This is a genomic window from Mesorhizobium salmacidum (SeqCode) (assembly GCF_037179605.1).
In the GTDB taxonomy this organism is placed as follows: Bacteria; Pseudomonadota; Alphaproteobacteria; order Rhizobiales; family Rhizobiaceae; genus Mesorhizobium; species Mesorhizobium salmacidum.
The window spans coordinates 1-20,197 of the sequence record NZ_JAPYKS010000044.1 but is presented as its reverse complement, the minus strand read 5'-3'; the positions used below and the strand labels follow the sequence as shown (position 1 = coordinate 20,197).

The following is a 20,197-nucleotide window of genomic DNA, read 5'->3' as shown; positions in this document are numbered from 1 at the left end:
GGAGACGATCAGATCAGACGCGCGCCATGCAGACGGAAGTCTGACCGGAGCCGATGAAGCCGAGCTGGCCGGCGGCGCCCTTCGACAGGTCGAGCACGCGGCCCTTGATGAAGGGACCACGATCGTTGATGCGCACGACGACGCTGCGGCCGTTGTTCTTGTTGGTGACCCGCAATTTGGTGCCGAAAGGCAGCGTGCGATGGGCGGCGGTCAATGCCGAGGGGTTCATACGCTCGCCCGATGCGGTTTTCGAGTGCAGCGCGTACCAGGAAGCGCGGCCACACTGGCCGGCGGCGGCGGTTGCCGAAGTGGCGGAGGCGCCGACCATCAGGCCAGCAGCGATCGTTACCGCGACAAGCGCAGTCTGTTTTGGGGTCTTCATATTTGGGGGATGGCTCCGTTTTTTGACAGACCCCAGCCGTTAGGAAAAGAATAAGGCACGAAATGCGGCGGTGATCTGGCGGTTCCATGGCAAGATCACACGTTTGGAGTCATCGGGTAACAGTCTGTCAGGGACTTTTTTGGCGCGCCGAAACCAGTTTCGATCATGTTTTGATCGGCACGGAGGACTTTTATGACAAGATCGAGCGTTGATCCCCAAATAGAAGTCTGCACGATCTGGCCACTTCCTTCGGCTCTTTCATCACGGCAATAGCGCCGCAATCGATCGACTTGAAAAGCGGGATCCGACAATGAGACTGACCAAAAATCTGCTGGCCAAAAATCTGCTGGCCTTGATCGTTCTGGCCATGGGCGCCCTGTGGTCGCTGCAAGGCATCGGCGTGGTCGGCGGCAGCTTCATGACCGGCCAGTCGCAATGGCTCTATATCGGTCTCGCCGCCATGCTGGCCGGCCTGGCCGGGCTGGTGTGGGCGAACCGTTCGCCCTGAAACTCTTGTTTTTCCGAAATGACCTTAACCGAACAGCTGGTCGAGAACCCTGCCTTCGAGACGGGCAAGCTCGGCGGAACCGCGGCGGCGCGGCCGTTCCACCGGCACATCCAGATCGAGCGCGATCTTGCCGCCGCTGACCACCACCACCCGGTCGGCGAGCGCAACCGCTTCGGCGACATCATGCGTGACCAGCACGGCGGTGAATTTCTGGGCAATCCAGATACGCTCAAGCAATTGCTGCATCTCGATACGGGTCAGCGCGTCGAGCGCCCCGAGCGGCTCGTCGAGCGCCAGGACCTGCGGGTGACCGACCAGCGCGCGGGCCAGCGCCACGCGCTGCTTCTGGCCGCCGGACAGCACCGAGGGCCATTCATCGGCTCGGTCGGCGAGGCCAACCTCGCCGAGAATGCCGAGCGCGCGTTGCCTTGCTTCCGAGCCGGAGGCGATGCCGGTCAACCCGACCTCGACATTTTTCACCACGCTGGCCCAGGGCAGCAGGCGCGGCTCCTGGAACATGAAGCGCGTGCGGCTGTGGCCCTCTTCCTCGGCTCCCAACGTCAGCGATCCCGATGTCGGCCGGTCGAGCCCCGCGAGCAACCTGAGCAGCGTGCTCTTGCCGCAGCCGCTTTTGCCGATGACGGCGACGAACTGCCCGACCGGCACGTCGAGGTCGATGCCGTCGAGAACGGTCTTGTCGCCAAAGCGTTTCCCCACGCCCTTGAAGGCGAAGGCGCGCCGGCCTTCGACCGGTCTCGCCGGGCGCGCGGGCGCCGGCGCGGTGACAAAGGAGCGGACGGAGGTCAGACTGGCGGCCGGCATCGAATACTCATCCGTTCTGAAAGGCGAGATGCCAGCCGAGCGACAGGCGCTCGAGCAGGCGGGCGAGACTGTCGGCGAGCTTGCCGAGCAGCGCGTAGATCAGGATCGACAGCACGACGACATCGATCAGCAGGAATTCGCGCGCCTGCATGGCCATGTAGCCGAGCCCGGAGCTGGCCGAGATGGTTTCGGCGACGATCAGCGTCAGCCACATGATGCCCAAGGCGTAGCGCAGGCCGACGAAGATCGCCGGCAGCGCGCCGGGAAGGATGACGCGAACGAACAGCGCGCGCCGGTCCATGCCGTAGACGCGGCCCATCTCGACGAGTTGCGGGTCGACGCTCTGGATGCCGAGCAGCGTGTTGACGTAGATCGGAAAGAACACGCCGAGCGCCACCAGGAACAGTTTTGCTTCTTCGTCGATGCCGAACCAGAGGATGACCAGCGGGATCAGCGCCAGGTGCGGAATGTTGCGGATCATCTGCAGCGTGGTGTCGGTCAGGCCGCGGCTGAGCGTCGACAGCCCGTTGGCAAGGCCGAGCGCAAAGCCGATCGAGCCGCCGACGGCGAAGCCGGCAAGGGCGCGCGCCGTCGAAACGCCGATGTTCCGGATCAGTTCACCCGACAGCGTCAATCGCCAGAAGGCCTCGGCGACGGCACTTGGCGCCGGAAGCACGTTGGCCGGCATGACGCCCGCGCGGGAAGCCACCTCCCAGCCGGCAATCACCAGCACCGGCAATAGCCAGCCGATGCCATTCCCGCGCAGGCGTGCGGAAAAGCTCATGACGCGGCCTGCAGGCGGGCCGCGCCATGGAAGCCGACCGAGAATTCGTTGGCGATGTCTTCGCGCGGCTTGAGCCGCCTGGTACCGAGCCCAAGCTTGGGGAAGAGCAGTTCGGCGACGCGATAAGCTTCCTCGAGATGCGGATAGCCGGAGCCGATGATCGTATCGATGCCGATCGCCTGGTATTCGCGGATGCGGTCGGCAACCTGCTCCGGCGTGCCGACCAGCGCGGTGCCGGCGCCGCCGCGCACCAGCCCGACGCCGGCCCACAGATTGGGCGAGACGACCAGTCTGTCGCGGCGGCCGCCATGCAGTTCGGCCATCCGGCGCTGGCCGACCGAGTCCATCTGGTTGAGGAACCGCGCCTGCGCGTTCTCGATCTGGGCATCGGTGACGTGGCTGATCAACCGGTCGGCGGCACGCCAGGCTTCGTCCTCGGTTTCGCGAACAATGAAATGCAGCCGAATGCCGAAACGCAATTCGCGACCGCGCGATGCCGCTTTCGCGCGCGCCGATGCCAGCTTTTCGGCGACCTGCGACGGTGGTTCGCCCCAGGTGAGATACATATCAACCAGATCGGCGGCTAGATCCTGCCCGGCATCGGACGAACCGCCGAAATAAAGGGGCGGCCGTTCCTGTGATGGCAGAAGGTCGAGGCGGCCATTCTCGACGCGGTAATATTTGCCGTCGAAATTGACACGCTCGCCGGACACCAGGCCGCGCCAGATGGTCAGGAACTCCTGCGCCTGCGCATAGCGCTCGTCATGGGGCAGGAAGACACCATCGCCGGCAAGCTCGGCCGGATTGCCGCCGACCACGACATTGAGCAGCAGGCGGCCGTTGCTCAGACGGTCGAGCGCCGCCGTCTGCCGCGCCGCGAAGGTCGGCAATGTCACGCCCGGCCGCAACGCGACGAGGAATTTGAGCCTTTCGGTCAGCGTCGCCAGTCCAGTTGCGGTGATCCAGGAATCCTCGCAGTTCTGCCCGGTCGGCAACAGCACACCGGGGAAGCCGAGGCGGTCGACTGCCTGCGCGATCTCCTTGAAATATCCGAACTCCGGCGGCCGCTGCTGGTGCTCGGAGCCGAGATAGGAACCATCGCCATGAGTCGGGATGAACCAGAAGAAATCGAGTGGCTTGGCTGGCGTGGTCAAGGCGGGCCTCCTGGAGGTCAAGGCATAAACGGCAACGGCGCCGGGCGTTTCTCCACGCGGCGCCGCGTGACGAAAAATCAATTGCCCCGCGCTGTCCAAACCGCGTCGGAAATCCGCACCGCATTGGGGATCAGGCCGAGCTTGTAGAAGCGGTCGGCGGTAGCCTGCTGGCCGGCAACGATCTCGCCGGTGATCGGAAAGATGCCGAACTTGGTCCGGTTGGCGGCGATGGTCTGTGCGTCGAGCGGCACCCCGGTCACCTCATGCAGCGCTTGCGCCACCTTGTCGCGATTCTGGTCCGCCCATTTCGCCGCCTCACCAAGCGCGGCGATGGTCGTGGTGACGATTTCGGGATGCGCCTTGGCGAAATCCTTGTTGGCGAGGAAATAGGTATTGACCTTGAGCACCTCGCTGGAGCGGGCCAGCACACGCGGCTGGTAGCGGGTTTCGGCGATGGCAAAGAACGGATCCCAGACCGCCCAGGCATCGATCTGGTCGCTGGCGAAGGCGGCGGCCGCATCCGCAGGGCTGAGATAGACCGGCGTGATCTGGTCGAAGGCAACGCCTGCCTTTTCCAGCGCGGCGACGAGAAGATTGTGCGCACTGGTGCCCTTGCCGACGCCGACGCGCTTGCCCTTGAGATCGGCGACCGACTGGACCGGCGAGGCCGGCTTGACGAAGATCGCCTCGCCATCGCCATTGGACGGCAGTGCCGCGGCATAGACGATGTTGGCGCCCGCCGATTGACCAAAGATCGGCGGCGCGTCGCCGGTCCAGCCGGCATCGATGGCGCCGACATTGAGCGCTTCGACCAATGGCGGCCCGGCGGTGAACTCGACCCACTTCACCGTGACGCCCTTGTCGCCGAGCGCCTTCTCGATCACCTGCTGCTGCCTGGCGATCACCGGCAGGCCGGTCTTCTGGTAACCGATGCTGAACTGCTTCAGGTCCTGCGCGGCAGCGCCGAACGACAGCACGACTGTCGCGGCCAGGAGGCCGATGCCGAAAACGCGTCTCGTCAGATTGAACATGATCCCTCTCCTTCAATGCCTGGGCAGCGCCGAGAAACTTCCGATCGAGCGGAGTGGGACCAGGCTAGGTATGTCTATAAAGTTAGTAGAGAAAGAATTTTGCGAGATGAACCAGCAAGAGGAAATTGTTTTCTACGTCTCGATCGAGCGGCAAGGCCGATGGCAACTCTCTCTTCCCTACGCAGGAGGGGGACCTGTCATCGAGGGTTCGCCACCCGTCAGCCACTCACTGCGACCAGTACTGCCAGGCCCAGTAAAAACTCTCGTCGCGCGGTGGAAGGCGATCGCGCCCGGCCAGGAACGGGACCGGCGCCGGCGATCGCGGGCTGTCGTCTCTTGCCGCTTTCTCGTCGGAGGCAAGGCCGAGCAGCCAGGAGCCGACATGGGCAAACAACACGGCGGTCGAATGGGTCATCGTCATTTTCCTTTTCCGATCATTCTCGTCCGGCCCACGGGACGAGCACGCGCTCGATCCGGCGGATGGTGAATTCGAGCACGAAGGCGATGGCGGCGATCACCAATATGCCCATCACCACCACGTCGGTGACGAGGAACTGGGCCGCGGACTGGATCATGAAACCGAGCCCGCGCGTCGCCGCCACCAGTTCGGCCGCGACCAGTGTCGACCAGCCGGCGCCGAGCGCGATGCGCAAGCCGGTCAGGATCGAGGGCAGGGCGCTAGGCAGGATCACATGGCGGACCACTTGCACTCGCGTCGCGCCAAGCGAACGCGCGGCGTTGACGCGCTCCTGCGAGACGCCGCGAACACCGGAGGCGGTGGACAGGGCGACCGGCGCCAGCATGGCGATGGCGATCACCAGGATTTTCGACGGCTCGCCGATGCCGAACCAGATGATGACCAGCGGCAGATAGGCCAAAGGCGGTATCGGCCGCAGGAATTCGAGCAGCGGATCGAAGATGCCGCGCCCCACCGTGCTGATGCCGATGGCGAGCCCCACCGGCACGCCGACCAGGATGGCGGCGACCAGTGCTGCGAACACGCGGCCCAGGCTGGCGACGACGTGCTGCAGCAGCGTCGCGTCGACGAAGCCGTCGCCGACAACCACGACGAACTTGTTCCACACGGCGAGCGGCGAGGGCAGGAACACCGGAGACACCAGCTGCAGGCGGGCCGACAGCGTCCAGAGTGCCAGCACCGCCAGGATGGTGACGGCGCTGACCATGCGCGCCGAAACGCCGGTCCGTTTCGCCCGTGGCCTGGACCAAGGCACCGACAGGCCGTCGGTTTCATCTGTCCTTGAAGCGGGCCGTTCCGTGTAGAAGGAAATGGTCATGCCGCCTCTCCCTCGAAGATCGCATCGGTCAGTTCGCCGCGCGCCGCCGCGAAGGCCGGATCGGCCTTGATGGCGCGGATGGCTTCGCCCGACGCGTAGCGCCGGGAGAAACCCGGCTCGAAGGTTCGCACCACGCGGCCAGGGCCGGGCGCCAGCACGACGATACGGGTGGCGAGCACCAGCGCCTCCTCGATGCCGTGCGTCACCATCAGCACGCCGGCGTGGCTTGCCGTCCAAAGGTCGAGCAGCGTCGTCTGCATGCGTTCGCGCGTCAGCGCGTCGAGCGCGCCGAGCGGCTCGTCGAGCAGCAGGAATTCGGGTTCGGCGGCGAGCGCGCGGGCAAGGCCGACACGCTGGCGCATGCCGCCGGAAAGCTCCCAGATGCACTTGTCGCCGGCATCGCCGAGCCTGACCAGCGCCAGCAGTTCATCGGCGCGCCGCGCCCGCTCGGCTGGCCTGACACCGCGCAGCCTGAGCGCGAAGGCGACGTTTTCGCGCACTGTCAGCCAGGGAAACAGAGCATCGTTCTGGAATACCACCGCCCGATCCGAACCGGGCCCGGTGATCGGCTGGCCGTTGATCGAGGCCGTGCCGCGCGCGGGCGCGACAAGGCCGGCGGCGACATTGAGCAGCGAGGTCTTGCCGCAGCCGGAGCGGCCGACAAGGACGACGAAATCGTCCTTGTCGACACCGATCGAGACATGCTCGACGGCGGGTGCCGGCTGGCCGTCATAGTGGATGGAGATCTTGTCGAGCACGAGATGCGGCATGGGCCCTGGCCGATTAGAGGGAAATCCGCCTGCCCCGAAACCGCGCCTGTCAGCGGCTTCGGGGCAGGCAACACACGGCGTCAGGGAGGGTGAGCCGCGTGTGCGAGACGTCAGTTCGAGGCCAGCGCCTCGGTGACGTATTTCGATGTCACATATTTCGAATAGTCCGGCAGCACGGCGTCGACCTTGCCTTGCTCCTTGAGGAAGGCGGATGCCGCCGCGATCGCCTTGACCGTGCCGCCGCCGAGGAATTTGTCGGAGGCCTGTTCTTCCAGGGTGGGGAAGGCATAACCCTTCAGCAGCTCGGGCACCTCTTCGCGCTTGGCGCCGGTCAGCCTGGCGATCTCAGCGGCTTGCGGCGACGACACCGACCAGGCGTCGGGCTTGGCGAGATACCCTGCATAGGCCGCACCCGTCACCTTGACGAAGTCGCGTACGGCTTCCGGGTTCTTTTCGGCGAAGTCGGTGCGCACGATCCAGGCGTCGAAGGTCGGCGCGCCCCAGGCGGCGACTTGCGCGGAATCCAGCACCACCTTGCCCGATGTCTTGATCTGGCCCAGCGCCGGATCCCAGACATAGGCGGCGTCGATGTCGCCACGCGCGAAGGCAGCGGCGATTTCCGGCGGCCTTAGATTGAGGATCTCGACCGATTTCGGATCGACATTCTCATGCTTGAGCGCGGCAAGCAGGCTGTAATGCGTCGTCGACACGAAGGGCACGGCGACCTTCTTGCCGGCGAGGTCGGCGACCTTCCCGACGCCGGCGCCGTCGCGGGCGACCAGCGCTTCCGACGGTCCGATCAGGCCAACCACGAAGATGGCCTGGATCGGCAGTTCGCGGCTGGCGGCGGCCGCCAGCGGGCTCGAGCCGACATAGCCGATATCGACCGAGCCGGAGGCGACGGCGGCGATGACATCGGCACCGGAATCGAACTTGCGCCAGTCGATGCTGGCCTTGGTGGCCTTTTCATAAGCACCGTCGGCCTGCGGCACTTTCGAGGGCTCGACCACCGTCTGGTAGCCGATGGTGATCTTGAGGCCGTCGGCCATGGCCGGGCCGAGGAAGGCGGCGCCGGCAAGGGCAACGGAAGACAGGAGAATGACGCGGCGTGAAATGCTGGACATGAAAGGCTCCTTGAAAGGGGAAAACCGGATTGCCTGTTCATAGTCAGCTAGTTCTATGGTTCTTGTAGAGTTAAATCCTTCCAAGGAAGAACGGCATGTTGAAAAAAAGCCACTGGCGGCGGGCCGCCGTGGCGGACAGGGCGGCTGCCCTGGCTCAGGAGCGGCGAAGCCACCAGCTTTGCCCCGGGCTTGATACCGCGACCGTTCCAGTACCGACAGGTTTGAACGAGAATTCCGATTTGGCGCCTCCTCCAGCAAATCGATGCTTAAAATGGGGAAGAATTTAAAATCACGTTCCGCGCGCCAAAGGTTAAGTATAGTAAACTTATCGACATAGGAGTGTTCGACGATGACAGGCCATACCGCGCCTATCGGGCAACCGCCGGCGTCGTCGGATCCCGGCTGCAAGCCTACGGGCAGGCAAGCCACGCTTCTGTGTCCCTGGCGTCACAAGGCGGGTCTAAAATCGCCGCAACGGCTTGAAAACCAAACAAGATCAACCGCAATTGGCTTGTATATCATGTCACTAGAATTTATGTGTGATGGATGCTTCGGCGCGGCGGGGAGGCACGCGAGGCGTTTCGCAACGGATGGCCTAGGGCCATCGCATGACAGAGAAACGTTCGGTTCATGCTCACCAAAAAAGGCAAGTACGGCCTCAAGGCGCTCGTCCATCTCGCGCGGATGCCGGCCGGACAGCTCGCCTTCGTCGGCGATATCGCGACCGGCAACAACATCCCGAAGAAGTTTCTCGACGCCATTCTCGGCGAGCTGCGCAATGCCGGCTTCGTCCAGAGCCGCAAGGGCAAGGAGGGCGGCTACCGCCTGGCGCGGCCCGCCGACGAGATCAAGGTCGGCCACGTCGTGCGCGTCCTCGACGGGCCGCTGGCCCCGATCCCCTGCGCCAGCCGCACACAATATCAGCGCTGTGAAGACTGCAACGAGGCGACATGCCAAGTCCGACATCTGATGCTCGAGGTCCGGCAGGCGATCGCCGAGGTGCTCGACCAGCGCAGCCTCGCCGAGATGCGCGACATCGCCGACGATCTTACGATCGCGTCGGGCGCCGACGATCTTACGATCGCGTCGGGCGCCGACGATCTTACGATCGCGTCGGGCGCCGACGATCTTACGATCGCGTCGGGCATGAGCGGCCTACCGGTCGCGAGGGACGACCTGCCGGTCGTGGTGAAGGCCCAGGCCTGAAGCCGGCGCCTGGCACGGGGCTCGCTTGCGCATGACCGGGCGGACCGATTCCATCACCCCCAGTTCCATCATCATCGTCGGCGGCGGCGCCAGCGGCGTGGTGCTGGCCGCCCATCTGCTCAAATCGCCCAATCCGGACCTGCGCGTCACACTGATCGAAAAGCGCCCGCATTTCGGCCAGGGCATCGCCTATTCGACGCTGCTGTCGGCGCATGTGCTGAATGTCAGTGCGGCCGGCATGAGCGCCTATGCCGACGATCCCGGCAATTTCTGGCGCTGGCTGCTGGAACGGAGGCTGGCGACACCGGAGCAGGCTCCGGTCTACGCGCCGCGCAGCCTCTATGCGCGTTATCTCAAGGAATTGCTCGACGATCTGGAGACGCGCGAGCGCGAGACCGGCCGGCTGCGCCTGATCCGCGAGGAGAGCCTGTCGATTTCGCCCACCGGATCCGGGGTCGAGGTGGCGCTCGCCAACGGCACCAGCGTGGTTGCCCATCTTGCCGTGCTGGCCACCGGCCATGACGAACAGCCCGCGCAGGGCCATGCGATCCGGATGGGCTCGGAGGCCGATACCGCGCTCGATCCGGACAGCCGGATCGTGGTGCTGGGCACCGGGCTCAGCATGGTCGATGCCTTCCTTTCCCTGGAGCAGCGCGGCCATCGCGGCGACATCATCGCGGTGTCGCGGCGCGGCCTGCTGCCCTCGCCGCACCGCAAGGGCAATCCGATCAAGCTCGACGTCGCCGACATCCCGCTCGGCACCCAGCTCTCCTATTTCGTCGGCTGGTTCCGCGACCTCATCCGCGAGAACCAGAAGGCCGGCGTCGACTGGCGCGACGTCGTCGACGGCCTGCGCCCCTTCAACCAGAAGATCTGGCAGAACTGGCCCGCCTCGGCCAAGCGCCGCTTCGTCGAACACACCAAGGCCTGGTGGGACATCCATCGCCATCGCATGGCACCCGAGGTCTACGCCAGGGTGACGGAGGCCGTGCAATCGGGACGCATCCGGCCGATCGCCGGGCGCGTCGTCGGCGTCACGCCGGGCGACGGCTTCGCGGTCGAGGTCCAGTCGCGCCACACACAGCGTCTCGAAACATTCGATGTCGCCCGCATCTATGATTGCTCCGGCATCGTGCGCGACATCTCGACCTCGTCGAACAGCGTCGTGCGCTCGCTGGTCGACCGCGGCCTGGCGCGTCCCGATCCGCTGCGCATCGGCCTCGACGTCTCGGCCAATTGCGAGATTATCGCCGCCGACGGCACCGTCTCGCGAAAAATCCTCGCCGTCGGGCCGCTGACGCGCGGCACCTTCTTCGAGATCGACGCCATTCCCGATATCCGCGTCCAGTGCGCCAGGCTGAGCAAGCTGTTGCTGGGATAGAGCAATTCCGGCGGCGATCGTATATTTGGCAGACCCGCATCCGGCTCAACCCGAAAGCGTCTTCCGCGATCGCACCATAGTTGGCTGAGTGCAGTCTGGTATTTAGCCCAGGTGGCCCTATCTGGACCGAACAACTTCCGTTCTTAGCTATAAGACGGCAGGACTAAAGTCTTGTGCACCGGTAGGCCTTGGTCCGAGGGGCCTTCAAACGTTCCGGACTTGTCCATTGGACGTTCCGCACTTTAGCCAATTAAGATATTCACGGCTTGACGCAGACCTCTTGCAAAGGGAGCGCGATGCTCCCGCCTTCGACTGGATTTCCTCCCCGAAATGCCGACACCCCCAGATTGCGATTTCAAGCTGGCCATGGGCTAACCCCGCGAAAAAGAATGGCCGGTGCGGGGATGCTTGGGTTGAAAGCGGGTCGCACCGGCCATTGCGGGTTAGGCTTCGATTTGGGATCGTCTCCCGCATGACCAAGCTATATGTATATTAGCTATTGCTCAACTAAGACTGAAGTCCCTTCCGCTGTCCGCCGGACGAGACGGTTCAGCCGCCCAATGCCTCACACACGGCGCGCGCGATCTCGGCGCCGGAAAAGTTCTGCTGGCCGGTGATCAGGTTGCCGTCGCGCACCGCAAAGGCGCGCCACAGGCCGGCCTGGATGTAGTTGGCGCCGATCGCCTTGAGCTCATCCTCGATCCGCCATGGCATCAAATGTTTTCCGCGCTCCAGCGCGCCCATCCGCCAGGTCGCATGGTCGGCAAAATCCTCCTCGATATTGGCGAACCCGGTCACCGTCTTGCCGGCGGCGAGCAGCGATCCATCGGCGCGCCTGGCATAGCGCAGCAGCGCCGTGCCATGGCAAAGAGCTGCCGCCACCTTGCCCGCTTCATGGAAGGCAACGAAGGTCCGCTGCAGCGCGTCCCGTACACTCATCGTAGCTCTCCTCTATGAAGCTGTCGCCGATAAAGCCTAATGCTGCAATCTGGCCATATGGCCGTGCAAAATCTGCTTCCGTCGCCGCCGGGCGTTGCTTCAAGTCGGCGAGGGTGACCGCCGGGTTTGAAGTTGTCATAGGCGAGGATCTTCATCGACCGTCTCCTTGTGCTGGTATGGCGTATGTTCGGCTAGCATGGCCAAATCGGCGGCTTCAACGAACGAGATGGTTCGTTGGACGGGCCTGAGGGCGCGGCGCTTGGGCGTTAAGGTCGGCGCTCTTCGGCGCCCCCCTCTGGCCTGCCGGCCATCTCCCCCTCAAGTGGGGAGATTGCTGTTCCGCCGCCTTCGCCAATACTCGACGTTGTAAAAATGGCGTGGCCGGCGAAGCTGCCAATCTCCCCCCTCGAGGGGGAGATGCCCGGCAGGGCAGAGGGGGGCGCTGTCCCGCCGGCGTCTCGATCCGGCACCGCACTGCTTCGCCGATGGGCCGCTGGAATTTCATTCCCCGTCTGGCCGCCGGATTGGCACGATCTATCTTCTTTCCAACTGCGATCGGCTGGAAAAGACGCTAGGTTGATCCATGGAGGCTCCGACATGAGCGAGCACAGAAAAGCCACTGCCGGCGGCGGCCCGTCGGACACCGCAACATCCCGCCTGCGTCCGCCCTATGCGTCGGTTCTCGATCTCATCGGTCAGACGCCCATTGTCGAGCTGACCAAGTTCGACACCGGCAAATGCCGGCTGTTCATCAAGCTCGAGAGCCAGAACCCGGGCGGCTCGATCAAGGACCGCATCGCGCTGTCGATGATCGCGGCGGCCGAGAAGGATGGCAGGCTGAAGCCCGGTGGCACTATCGTCGAGGCGACCGCCGGCAATACCGGCCTTGGCCTCGCCCAGGTCGGCATCCCCAAGGGCTACCGCATCATCCTGGTGGTTCCCGACAAGATGTCGCGCGAAAAGATCCAGCATCTGCGCGCGCTCGGCGCCGAAGTGCACATGACGCGCTCCGATGTCGGCAAGGGTCATGCCGAATATTACCAGGACATGGCGGAGAAGATCGCCGCCGAACTGCCCGGCGCCTTCTATGCCAACCAGTTCGCTAACCCGGCCAACCCGCTGGCGCATGAGACGACGACCGGCCCAGAGATCTTCTCGCAGCTTGACGGTGATGTCGACGCGGTGGTGGTCGGCGTCGGCTCGGGCGGCACGCTGACCGGGCTTGGCCGCTTTTTCGCCAAGGCGTCGCCGAAGACGGAGATGGTGCTGGCCGATCCGGTCGGCTCGGTGCTGGCGCCGCTGATCAAGACCGGCAAGATGGAAGAGGCGGGAAGCTGGACCGTCGAAGGCATCGGCGAGGATTTCGTGCCGCCCAACGCCGATTTGTCGCTGGTCAGGAAAGCCTATTCCATCACCGACAAGCAGAGCATGCTGGCGGTGCGCGATCTGTTGTCGCGGGAAGGCATCCTGGCCGGTTCTTCCTCCGGTACGCTGCTGTCGACGGCCTTGCGCTATTGCCGCGAACAGACGGTGCCCAAGCGCGTCGTCACCTTCGTCTGCGACAGCGGCAACAAGTACCTGTCAAAAGTGTTCGACGATTTCTGGCTGGCCGAGCAGGGGCTGGCCGAACACGAGCAGCATGGCGATCTGCGCGACCTCGTCATGCGCACCCACCGCACCGGCGACACGGTCTATGTCGGCCCGGACGAAAGCCTGCTCAACGCCTATGGCCGCATGCGCCGCTCCGATGTCTCGCAGCTGCCGGTGCTCGACAATGGCAAGCTCGTCGGCATCGTCGACGAAAGCGACATCCTGGCTCATGTCGACGGTCCCTATGACGGACGCTGGGAGCGCTTCAGCGGCCCGGTGAGAACGGCCATGACCTCCAACCTGCACACGCTGCAGGCCAGCCAGACGCTGGATGCGCTGCTGCCGGTGTTCGACCGCAACGAGGTCGCCATCATCTTCGACGGCGACGAGTTCGTCGGTCTGATTACCCGTATCGACCTGATCAACCATCTGAGGCGGCGCGCAAAATGACATCCACCGGCAAGAACCGTCTGGCCTTCTCCACCCGCACCATCCATGGCGGCCAGGGCCACGATCCGCTGACGGGTGCTGTGATGGTGCCGATCTACGCCACCTCGACCTATGGCCAGCAGTCGCCCGGCGTGCACAAGGGTTTCGAATATGCCCGCAGCCAGAACCCGACACGCTTTGCCTTCGAGCGCGCCGTGGCGGACCTGGAAAGCGGCTCGGCGGCCTTCGCTTTTGCTTCCGGCCTGGCGTCGATCGCCACCGTGCTGGAACTGCTCGATTCCGGCGCCCATATCGTCGCCACCGACGACATCTATGGCGGCTCGTTCCGGCTGATGGAGCGGGTGCGCAAGCGCTCGGCCAATCTGCAGGTGAGCTTCGTCGACTTCACCGACCTTGCGGCGGTCGAGGCGGCGATCCGGCCGGAGACCAAGATGCTGTGGGTCGAGACGCCGACCAATCCACTGCTACGCATCGTCGACCTCGAGGGCGTCGCGGCGCTCGCCAGGCGCAAAAGGATCCTCTCGGTCGCCGACAACACCTTCTGCAGCCCTTACATCCAGCGGCCGCTGGAGCTCGGCATCGACATCGTGGTCCACTCGACGACCAAATATCTGAACGGCCATTCCGACATGGTCGGCGGCGTCGCTGTCGTCGGCGACAACAAGGATCTCGCCGACCGGCTGAAATTCCTGCAGAACGCCATCGGCGCCATATCGGGCCCGTTCGACAGTTTCCTGGCGCTGCGCGGGCTGAAGACCCTGGCGCTCAGGATGGAGCGTCATTCCGCCAACGGCCTGAAAATCGCGCAATGGCTGGAAGCCCGCAGGGATGTGCGCCGCGTCATCTATCCAGGCCTTGCCAGCCATCCGCAGCACGCCATAGCGGTCCAGCAGATGCATGCCTTCGGCGGCATGATATCAGCCGTGCTCGATCGCGACCTTGCCGGCACCAAACGCTTCCTCGAACGCACGCGGCTGTTCACGCTGGCCGAAAGCCTCGGCGGGGTGGAGAGCCTCATCGAACACCCGGCGCTGATGACGCATGGCTCCATTCCCGCCGGGAAGCGGGCGGAGATCGGCATATCGGATTCGCTGGTGCGGTTGTCGGCGGGCATTGAGGACGGCGATGATCTTATCGCGGACCTGGATCAGGCACTGGGGGGCTGAGTGGCTCTCGGCACGACCGAGAAGCGTCGGTGGTAGCCTGCACCGCGAGGTTGGGGTTCTTTCACGGACATCGACACGCGCCTCAACGGTGAAGATCAGCAGCCGCATCGAGCAGCGGTCGGCCAAACACCGTTGACCCCAAGCGCCATCTGCCCGAGATGTAGCGCCCATGGCCACGCGCGAACCACCCACAGACGCACCCCTCACCTTCGCGGTGCTGGTGTTCCCCGGCTTTCCGATGATGGCGTTCAGTTCCGTCATCGAGCCGCTGCGCGCCGCCAACATACTGGCGAAGCGGGAATGCTACCGCTGGATCATCGTCGGGGCGACACAGGGTCCGGTCGAGGCTTCCAATGGGGTCGTCATCCAGCCGGGGTTTTATGCCGAGGCCGCGCCCAAGGTCGACCGCATCGTGGTCTGCTCGGGCGGCGACGCCGATCATCTCGTGGCCGAGGACGCGGCGAGCTGGATCCGCCGCAGCCTGCGCAATGGCGCCCATATCGGCGCGGTGGCGGACGCGGCGTTCTTCCTGGCGCGCGCGGGCCTGCTCGACGGCCATGCCTGCACCTTGCACTGGACCAGCCAGGCCGCCTTCACCGAAGCCTTCCCCAACATCGAGCTTAGACGCGACCTCTATGTCATCGACCGCAAGCGTTTCACTTCGGCCGGCGGCGTCGGCAGCCTCGACATGATGCTGGAGATCATCACCCGCGACTACGGTGCCGAGCTGGCCGCCGGCGTCGCCGAGTGGTTCGTGCACAGTCCCTTGCGATCGAGCGTCGACCGCAAGCTGATGCCGCTGCGCCTGCGCACCGGGGTGCAAAACGAGCTTGTGCTGTCGGCCATCGCCATCATGGAGGACGCGGTGGAGGAGCGGCTCGGCATGGCGGAGCTGACCGCGAAGCTTGGCGTGTCGTCCGACAAACTCGAACGATCCTTCCGCTCCGAACTCGCCATCTCGCCCAACGGCTATTACCGGAGGCTGCGACTGAAGCGCGCCGCCGACCTGCTGGCGCATTCGACATTGGCCGTGCGCGACGTGGCGCTGGCCTGCGGGTTTGCCTCGATGTCGAGCTTTGCCCGGGCTTTTCGCGAGGAGCATGGGCATGCACCGAAGATGGCGCGGAGGCATTAGGTTCCTCAGTGCACTTTCAAATGCTGGCGGGACAGCGCCCCTCTCTGTCCTGCCGGACATCTCCCCCTCAAGGGGGGAGATCGAATGTTGTCCGGGCTTTCGCCAACCCTCCACCGTTGAACAAGAAGGCGAGGTTGGCGAAGCTGCCAATCTCCCCACTTGAGGGGGGAGATGGCCGGCAGGCCAGAGGGGGGCGCTGTCCCGCCAGCATTCCATCGTCAGCGGCATTCCGCACAACCCACGCGGTTTTCCGCACAATCCCTCCGCGCCTGTTGCGCCATGGTCAGGCCTTTCACCACCCAAGGCCAGGCACCCCATGAGCATCGTCGTATTCGACCCCGACAGCACCGAGGACGTCGATTTCAAGGACCGCATGCGCCATCCCGCCGCCGCCGATCCGGCGGGCGGCATGTGGCTGTCCGACACTGAGCCATCCTTCATCGATGCCGACGCCTTGCGCAAAGGCCGGCTGGCGAAACTGCGCGGCTGGATGCGCGAGGCCGGCTATGGCGGCGTGGTGCTGTTCGACCCCTATAACCAGCGTTACGCCACCGGCTCGCGCAACATGTTCGGCTATTTCCTGCGCAACTCGACCCGCTATTTCTTCATTCCGACCGACGGGCCGATCGTGCTGTTCGAATATCCGCAGAGCTACCATGTCTCGATGGTGCTCGACACGATCGACGAGGCGCGTCCTTCCAAGCTTGTGTGGTCTTCCGTGTCGGGCCGCGACGACGAAACCGCCGGCCCGTTCGCCGACGAGATCACCGAGCTGCTGAAAAAGCATGGTGGCGGCTCGATGAAGCTCGGGCTCGACCGCTGCAGCCACCTGCAGGCGCTGGCGCTGGAAAAGCGCGGCTGCGAGGTCCGCGATTGCCAGGGCGAGATTTTAGCGGTGCGCGCGGTGAAGACGCCCGAGGAGGTGAAATGCCTGCAGGTGTCGATGGCCGGCGCCGAGGCGGCGGTCTATGCGGTGCGCGAGGCGATCAAGCCCGGCGTTTCCGAAAACGAGCTGTTCGCCATCATGTATGGCGAGGTGATCCGCCAGGGCGGCGAGTTCATCGAGACACGGCTGCTGACCTCGGGCCAGCGCACCAATCCCTGGTTCAACGAAGCCAGCGGCCGCAAGATCAGGCCCGGCGAGTTGCTGGCGCTCGATACCGACACGATCGGCTGCTATGGCTATTACTCGGATTTCTCGCGTACCTTCCGCTGCGGGCCTGGCAAGCCGACCCCCTATCAGAAGTCGCTCTACCGCATGGCGCACGACCAGGTTCAGCACAACATTTCGATCGTCAAACCCGGCATGGCCTTCCGCGAAATCGCCGAGAAGGCGTGGAAGATTCCGGACCGCTTCGTCGACCAACGCTACACCTCGGTCATGCACGGTGTCGGCATGCATGGCGAGACACCGTTCATCGCGCATGCCATGGATTACGAGACCTATGGCCGCGACGGCCATATCGTGCCAGGCATGGTGGTGAGCGTGGAAAGCTATATTGGCGAGAAAGGCGGCCGCGAGGGCGTCAAGCTGGAGGACGAGATCCTGATCACCGACACCGGCACCGAGCTTCTGTCGCGCTTTCCCTACGAGGACGAGTTTTTGGAGAAAGAGGTTTGATGCTGGTTGCTCACCTCAGCGACGTATTGCAACTGAAGAACGAGCGCCTCATTCCTTGGCGCCCCTCTCTGTCCTGCCGGACATCTCCCCCTCTAGGGGGGAGATCGGCAGCTTCGCTTGCAGCGCTTTTTCCTGCAACGCTGGTGATTGGCGAAAGCACTCCCCGCCGCCAATCTCCCCCCTTGAGGGGGAGATGCCCGGCAGGGCAGAGGGGGGCACTGTCCCTCCAGCGTTTGGAAATATCTTGGGGCCCAGGCGCATCCGCATGAAAGCCCCTATCTCGATCAAGCGCGGCACGGTGGCCGCCATCTTCATCGACCTGCAGGAAGAGCACCGGCAGGACCCGCGCTATCTCGTCGAGGGTTACGAAAAAATCCTCGCCAACGTCCAGCGCCTGCAAGCGGCGGCGCGGCAGAACCATGTGCCGCTCCATCACTGGGCCTATATTGTCGATCTCGACAGCCAGGACCGGCCCTTTCATCCGGTCGGCGAAGACGGCAAGTCGGCCTTTTCCGACAAGAGCGACCCGCTGACCGAAATCTGCCGCGAGGTGGCACCGGCGGATAGCGAGGCGCTGCTGATCAAGGCGGAGGCCAGCGCCTTCCGCTCCGGTCCGGCGGGCGACCGGCTCAAGGCTTCCGGCATCGAATGGCTGGTCATCGCTGGCGTGTGGACCGAGGCCTGCATCGACGCGTCGGTCAAGGACGCGGTGGCGAAGGGCTTTCGCGTGCTGCTGGTCAAGGATGCCTGCGGCAGCGGCAGCGCGGCCATGCACCAAACCGCCGTCCTCAACCTTGCCAACCGGCTCTATGGCGGCGCCGTCACCGATACGGAAGGCGCCTGCCGGCTGCTGGCCGGCGAGACGGTCACCGTCTGGCAGGTCGAGGGCTCGGTACCCCTGCGCTTCACCTTTGAAAACGCCGCCCTTCTCTATGCCGAGCTTTGACGTGCCCCTCGGACCGAAATGACCAGCCGCGGCAAATACGGACCTTGGCTCGACCCGGCGCTCTGGATGTATATCGACAGCGTCAACGCCTGGTACCCGCCCGAGATCGCCGGCCTGCCGGTCGACAAGCAGCGCGCGGTTTATGCCAGGATGTGCCGGGCTTTCCACCAGGGCCGTCCGGCCGGGGTCAAGGCCAGCGACAGCCTGGTCGCCGCTTCGAAGCATGGCATCCCGGTCCGCCGCTACCGGCTCGCCGGCGCGGCGCCGCGTGCGACGGTGCTCTATTTCCACGGCGGCGGCTTCATCCTCGGCGGGCTCGAAAGCCATGACGACATCTGCGCCGAAATCTGCGCCGGCACCGGCTTCGACGTGCTGTCGGTCGACTACCGGCTCGCACCCGAGCACCTTCACCCCGCCGCCTTCGACGATGCGCTGGCGGCTTTCGAATGGGCGGCAAGCAGCGACCTGCCGCTCGTGCTCTGCGGCGAAAGTGCCGGCGGCAACCTGGCGGCGGCGGTGGCACAGGCCACGCGTCACCACCCGCGCGCCGCGATCGGCCAGGTGCTGATCTATCCCGATCTCGGCGGCAACGAGACGATAGGCTCCTATGTCGAACACGCTGACGCGCCGCTGCTGTCGACAGGCGATGCCGCCTTCTACCGCGACGTCAGGTCAGCCAGGAAGCAATCGCCCGACGATCCGACCTTCTCGCCATTGCGCGACCGCGATTTTTCCGGCCTGCCGCCTACGGTGATCATCACGGCCGAATGCGACCCGCTGTCGTCGGATGGCGAGGCCTATCGCGACCGTATCCTGGAGGCCGGCGGCAAGGCCTGGTGGCATGAGGAGTCGCGCCTCGTGCACAGTTTTTTGCGCGCCCGCACGACCGTGCCGGCCGCGGCGGAAGCCTTTGGGCGTATCGTCGCGGCGGTCGCCGCGCTGGGCCGGGGGGAGTGGCCCTACTGAGGCCGCTCGCCGGACGGCTTTTATGAGGACAGCGCCTGGGCTGCTTCTTGGGGGGAGGCTTTCAGCCATAGCGCCTTGTCGCCGAGCGTGGCGACCATGGCTGCATGCGCCGCGCGCTCCGCCTCGGTCAGACGCGGCACGAGTGGCGCCGGGCGCTCGGCGACGATGATCTCGATCTGGCGGACATTGTCGCCGCCCCGCGCCGGTGCGCTTGCGCTGTCGAGGATCAGCGCCGCCTGCTTGCCGCCGATCAGCTCGATATAGACCTCGGCCAGCAATTCGGAATCGAGCAGGGCGCCGTGCTTGGTGCGCTTCGTGTTGTCGATGCCGTAGCGCCGGCACAGCGCGTCGAGCGAATTGGGACCCATCGGGTGCTTGCGGCGCGCCAGGGCCAGCGTGTCGACGACAAGCCCGTTATCAACGGGGGGGTGGCCGAGCCGGCCGAATTCGACATTGAGGAAGCCGATATCGAATGTGGCGTTGTGGGCGACCAGCTTGGCGCCTTCCGTGAATTTCAGCCATTCCTCGGCGATTTCGGCGAAGCTCGGCTTGCCCGCGAGGTCGGCCGCGCTGATGCCGTGCACGGACTGCGCCTCGGCGTGGATCGCGCGCCCTTGCGGGTTGATATAGTGATGGAAGGTCCTGCCGGTCGGAAAACGATTGACCAGCTCGACACCGCCAAGCTCGATCACGCGGTCGTCGCGCGAATCGAGGCCGGTGGTTTCCGTATCGAAAATGATCTCACGCATCGAATCAGGTCGCTCCTGGGAGCAGAATCGTCAGACCGGAACAAAATGGCAATGGGCAATGCTTCTTTTCCTTCTCCCCTTGTGGGAGAAGGTGGCCGCGAAGCGGCCGGATGAGCGACTATCTGAGGTGTCAAGTTGCATTTGCGAACTCGCTTCGCGCATCGCGTGCTTTTGCATT

At 64.7% G+C, this 20,197-nt stretch carries 19 protein-coding genes and 1 pseudogene; 9 read left to right on the top strand and 11 right to left on the bottom strand.

The features are described 5' to 3' along the window. Positions 1-13 precede the first annotated feature (13 nt). Positions 14-382 (bottom strand): septal ring lytic transglycosylase RlpA family protein, encoded by a 369-nt coding sequence (locus O7A60_RS30110; RefSeq protein ID WP_337109320.1) that lies wholly within the window; start codon positions 380-382, stop codon positions 14-16. Between the two features lie 310 nt (positions 383-692). Between O7A60_RS30110 and O7A60_RS30105 the strand changes: the two genes are divergently transcribed. Continuing rightward, positions 693-890 (top strand): hypothetical protein, encoded by a 198-nt coding sequence (locus O7A60_RS30105; protein WP_337109319.1) that lies wholly within the window; start codon positions 693-695, stop codon positions 888-890. A gap of 24 nt (positions 891-914) precedes the next feature. On the opposite strand, the gene O7A60_RS30100 is transcribed toward O7A60_RS30105, so the two are convergent. The 8 genes from O7A60_RS30100 to tauA all read right to left on the bottom strand — a co-directional run bounded on the left by O7A60_RS30100 (position 915) and on the right by tauA (position 7,870). Further along, the gene (locus O7A60_RS30100; RefSeq protein WP_337109318.1) at positions 915-1,712 is read right to left on the bottom strand and encodes an ATP-binding cassette domain-containing protein; all 798 of its coding nucleotides are present in this window, start codon (positions 1,710-1,712) and stop codon (positions 915-917) included. A 7-nt stretch (positions 1,713-1,719) separates the two neighbouring features. After that, a complete protein-coding gene (locus O7A60_RS30095; protein ID WP_337109317.1) occupies positions 1,720-2,496 on the bottom strand; it encodes an ABC transporter permease subunit in 777 nt (258 codons plus the stop codon). Continuing rightward, on the bottom strand, positions 2,493-3,650 hold the full coding sequence (gene ssuD / locus O7A60_RS30090) for an FMNH2-dependent alkanesulfonate monooxygenase (protein WP_337109316.1): 1,158 nt from the start codon (positions 3,648-3,650) through the stop codon (positions 2,493-2,495). The genes O7A60_RS30095 and ssuD overlap by 4 nt, the downstream gene beginning before the upstream one ends. Positions 3,651-3,727: 77 nt before the next feature. Further along, positions 3,728-4,681, bottom strand: a complete 954-nt coding sequence (locus O7A60_RS30085) for a sulfonate ABC transporter substrate-binding protein (protein ID WP_337109315.1) — start codon at positions 4,679-4,681, stop codon at positions 3,728-3,730. Between the two features lie 226 nt (positions 4,682-4,907). Further along, positions 4,908-5,096, bottom strand: a complete 189-nt coding sequence (locus O7A60_RS30080) for a hypothetical protein (RefSeq protein WP_337109314.1) — start codon at positions 5,094-5,096, stop codon at positions 4,908-4,910. A gap of 19 nt (positions 5,097-5,115) precedes the next feature. Beyond that, positions 5,116-5,976: an ABC transporter permease subunit gene (locus O7A60_RS30075; RefSeq protein ID WP_337109313.1), complete on the bottom strand. Its 861-nt coding sequence runs from the start codon at positions 5,974-5,976 to the stop codon at positions 5,116-5,118. Next, positions 5,973-6,746 carry a taurine ABC transporter ATP-binding protein gene (locus tag O7A60_RS30070; protein WP_337109312.1) on the bottom strand — a complete coding sequence of 258 codons (774 nt, stop codon included), beginning with the start codon at positions 6,744-6,746 and terminating at the stop codon, positions 5,973-5,975. Before O7A60_RS30070 ends, O7A60_RS30075 begins: the two co-directional genes overlap by 4 nt. 110 nt (positions 6,747-6,856) lie before the next feature. Next, the gene (tauA, locus tag O7A60_RS30065; RefSeq protein WP_337109311.1) at positions 6,857-7,870 is read right to left on the bottom strand and encodes a taurine ABC transporter substrate-binding protein; all 1,014 of its coding nucleotides are present in this window, start codon (positions 7,868-7,870) and stop codon (positions 6,857-6,859) included. Between the two features lie 630 nt (positions 7,871-8,500). On the opposite strand from tauA, the pseudogene O7A60_RS30060 reads away from it, so the two are divergent. Together O7A60_RS30060 and O7A60_RS30055 are read left to right on the top strand one after the other, a co-directional pair. After that, positions 8,501-8,926, top strand: a pseudogene (locus tag O7A60_RS30060) (RrF2 family transcriptional regulator); the annotation flags it as partial. Between the two features lie 181 nt (positions 8,927-9,107). Continuing rightward, positions 9,108-10,457: an FAD/NAD(P)-binding protein gene (locus O7A60_RS30055; RefSeq protein ID WP_337109310.1), complete on the top strand. Its 1,350-nt coding sequence runs from the start codon at positions 9,108-9,110 to the stop codon at positions 10,455-10,457. Positions 10,458-11,006: 549 nt separating this feature from the next. Here O7A60_RS30055 and O7A60_RS30050 read toward each other — a convergent pair. Beyond that, on the bottom strand, positions 11,007-11,396 hold the full coding sequence (locus O7A60_RS30050) for a type 1 glutamine amidotransferase family protein (RefSeq protein ID WP_337109309.1): 390 nt from the start codon (positions 11,394-11,396) through the stop codon (positions 11,007-11,009). Between the two features lie 597 nt (positions 11,397-11,993). Between O7A60_RS30050 and O7A60_RS30045 the strand changes: the two genes are divergently transcribed. The 6 genes from O7A60_RS30045 (at position 11,994) to O7A60_RS30020 (ending at position 19,270) form a co-directional block, all read left to right on the top strand. Then, entirely contained in the window at positions 11,994-13,436 is a 1,443-nt protein-coding gene (locus O7A60_RS30045; RefSeq protein WP_337109308.1) for a pyridoxal-phosphate dependent enzyme, read from the top strand. Then, the gene (locus O7A60_RS30040; RefSeq protein WP_337109307.1) at positions 13,433-14,602 is read left to right on the top strand and encodes a trans-sulfuration enzyme family protein; all 1,170 of its coding nucleotides are present in this window, start codon (positions 13,433-13,435) and stop codon (positions 14,600-14,602) included. Before O7A60_RS30045 ends, O7A60_RS30040 begins: the two co-directional genes overlap by 4 nt. 169 nt (positions 14,603-14,771) lie before the next feature. Then, positions 14,772-15,737, top strand: a complete 966-nt coding sequence (locus O7A60_RS30035; RefSeq protein WP_337109306.1) for a GlxA family transcriptional regulator — start codon at positions 14,772-14,774, stop codon at positions 15,735-15,737. A 316-nt stretch (positions 15,738-16,053) separates the two neighbouring features. Then, the gene (locus O7A60_RS30030) at positions 16,054-17,358 is read left to right on the top strand and encodes a M24 family metallopeptidase (protein ID WP_337109305.1); all 1,305 of its coding nucleotides are present in this window, start codon (positions 16,054-16,056) and stop codon (positions 17,356-17,358) included. A gap of 265 nt (positions 17,359-17,623) precedes the next feature. Continuing rightward, positions 17,624-18,304, top strand: a complete 681-nt coding sequence (locus O7A60_RS30025) for an isochorismatase family protein (protein WP_337109304.1) — start codon at positions 17,624-17,626, stop codon at positions 18,302-18,304. Between the two features lie 18 nt (positions 18,305-18,322). Then, entirely contained in the window at positions 18,323-19,270 is a 948-nt protein-coding gene (locus tag O7A60_RS30020; RefSeq protein WP_337109303.1) for an alpha/beta hydrolase, read from the top strand. A gap of 20 nt (positions 19,271-19,290) precedes the next feature. Here the strand turns inward: O7A60_RS30020 and dnaQ are convergent, their stop codons facing one another. Beyond that, positions 19,291-20,019 (bottom strand): DNA polymerase III subunit epsilon, encoded by a 729-nt coding sequence (gene dnaQ / locus O7A60_RS30015; RefSeq protein WP_337109302.1) that lies wholly within the window; start codon positions 20,017-20,019, stop codon positions 19,291-19,293. Positions 20,020-20,197 lie beyond the last annotated feature (178 nt).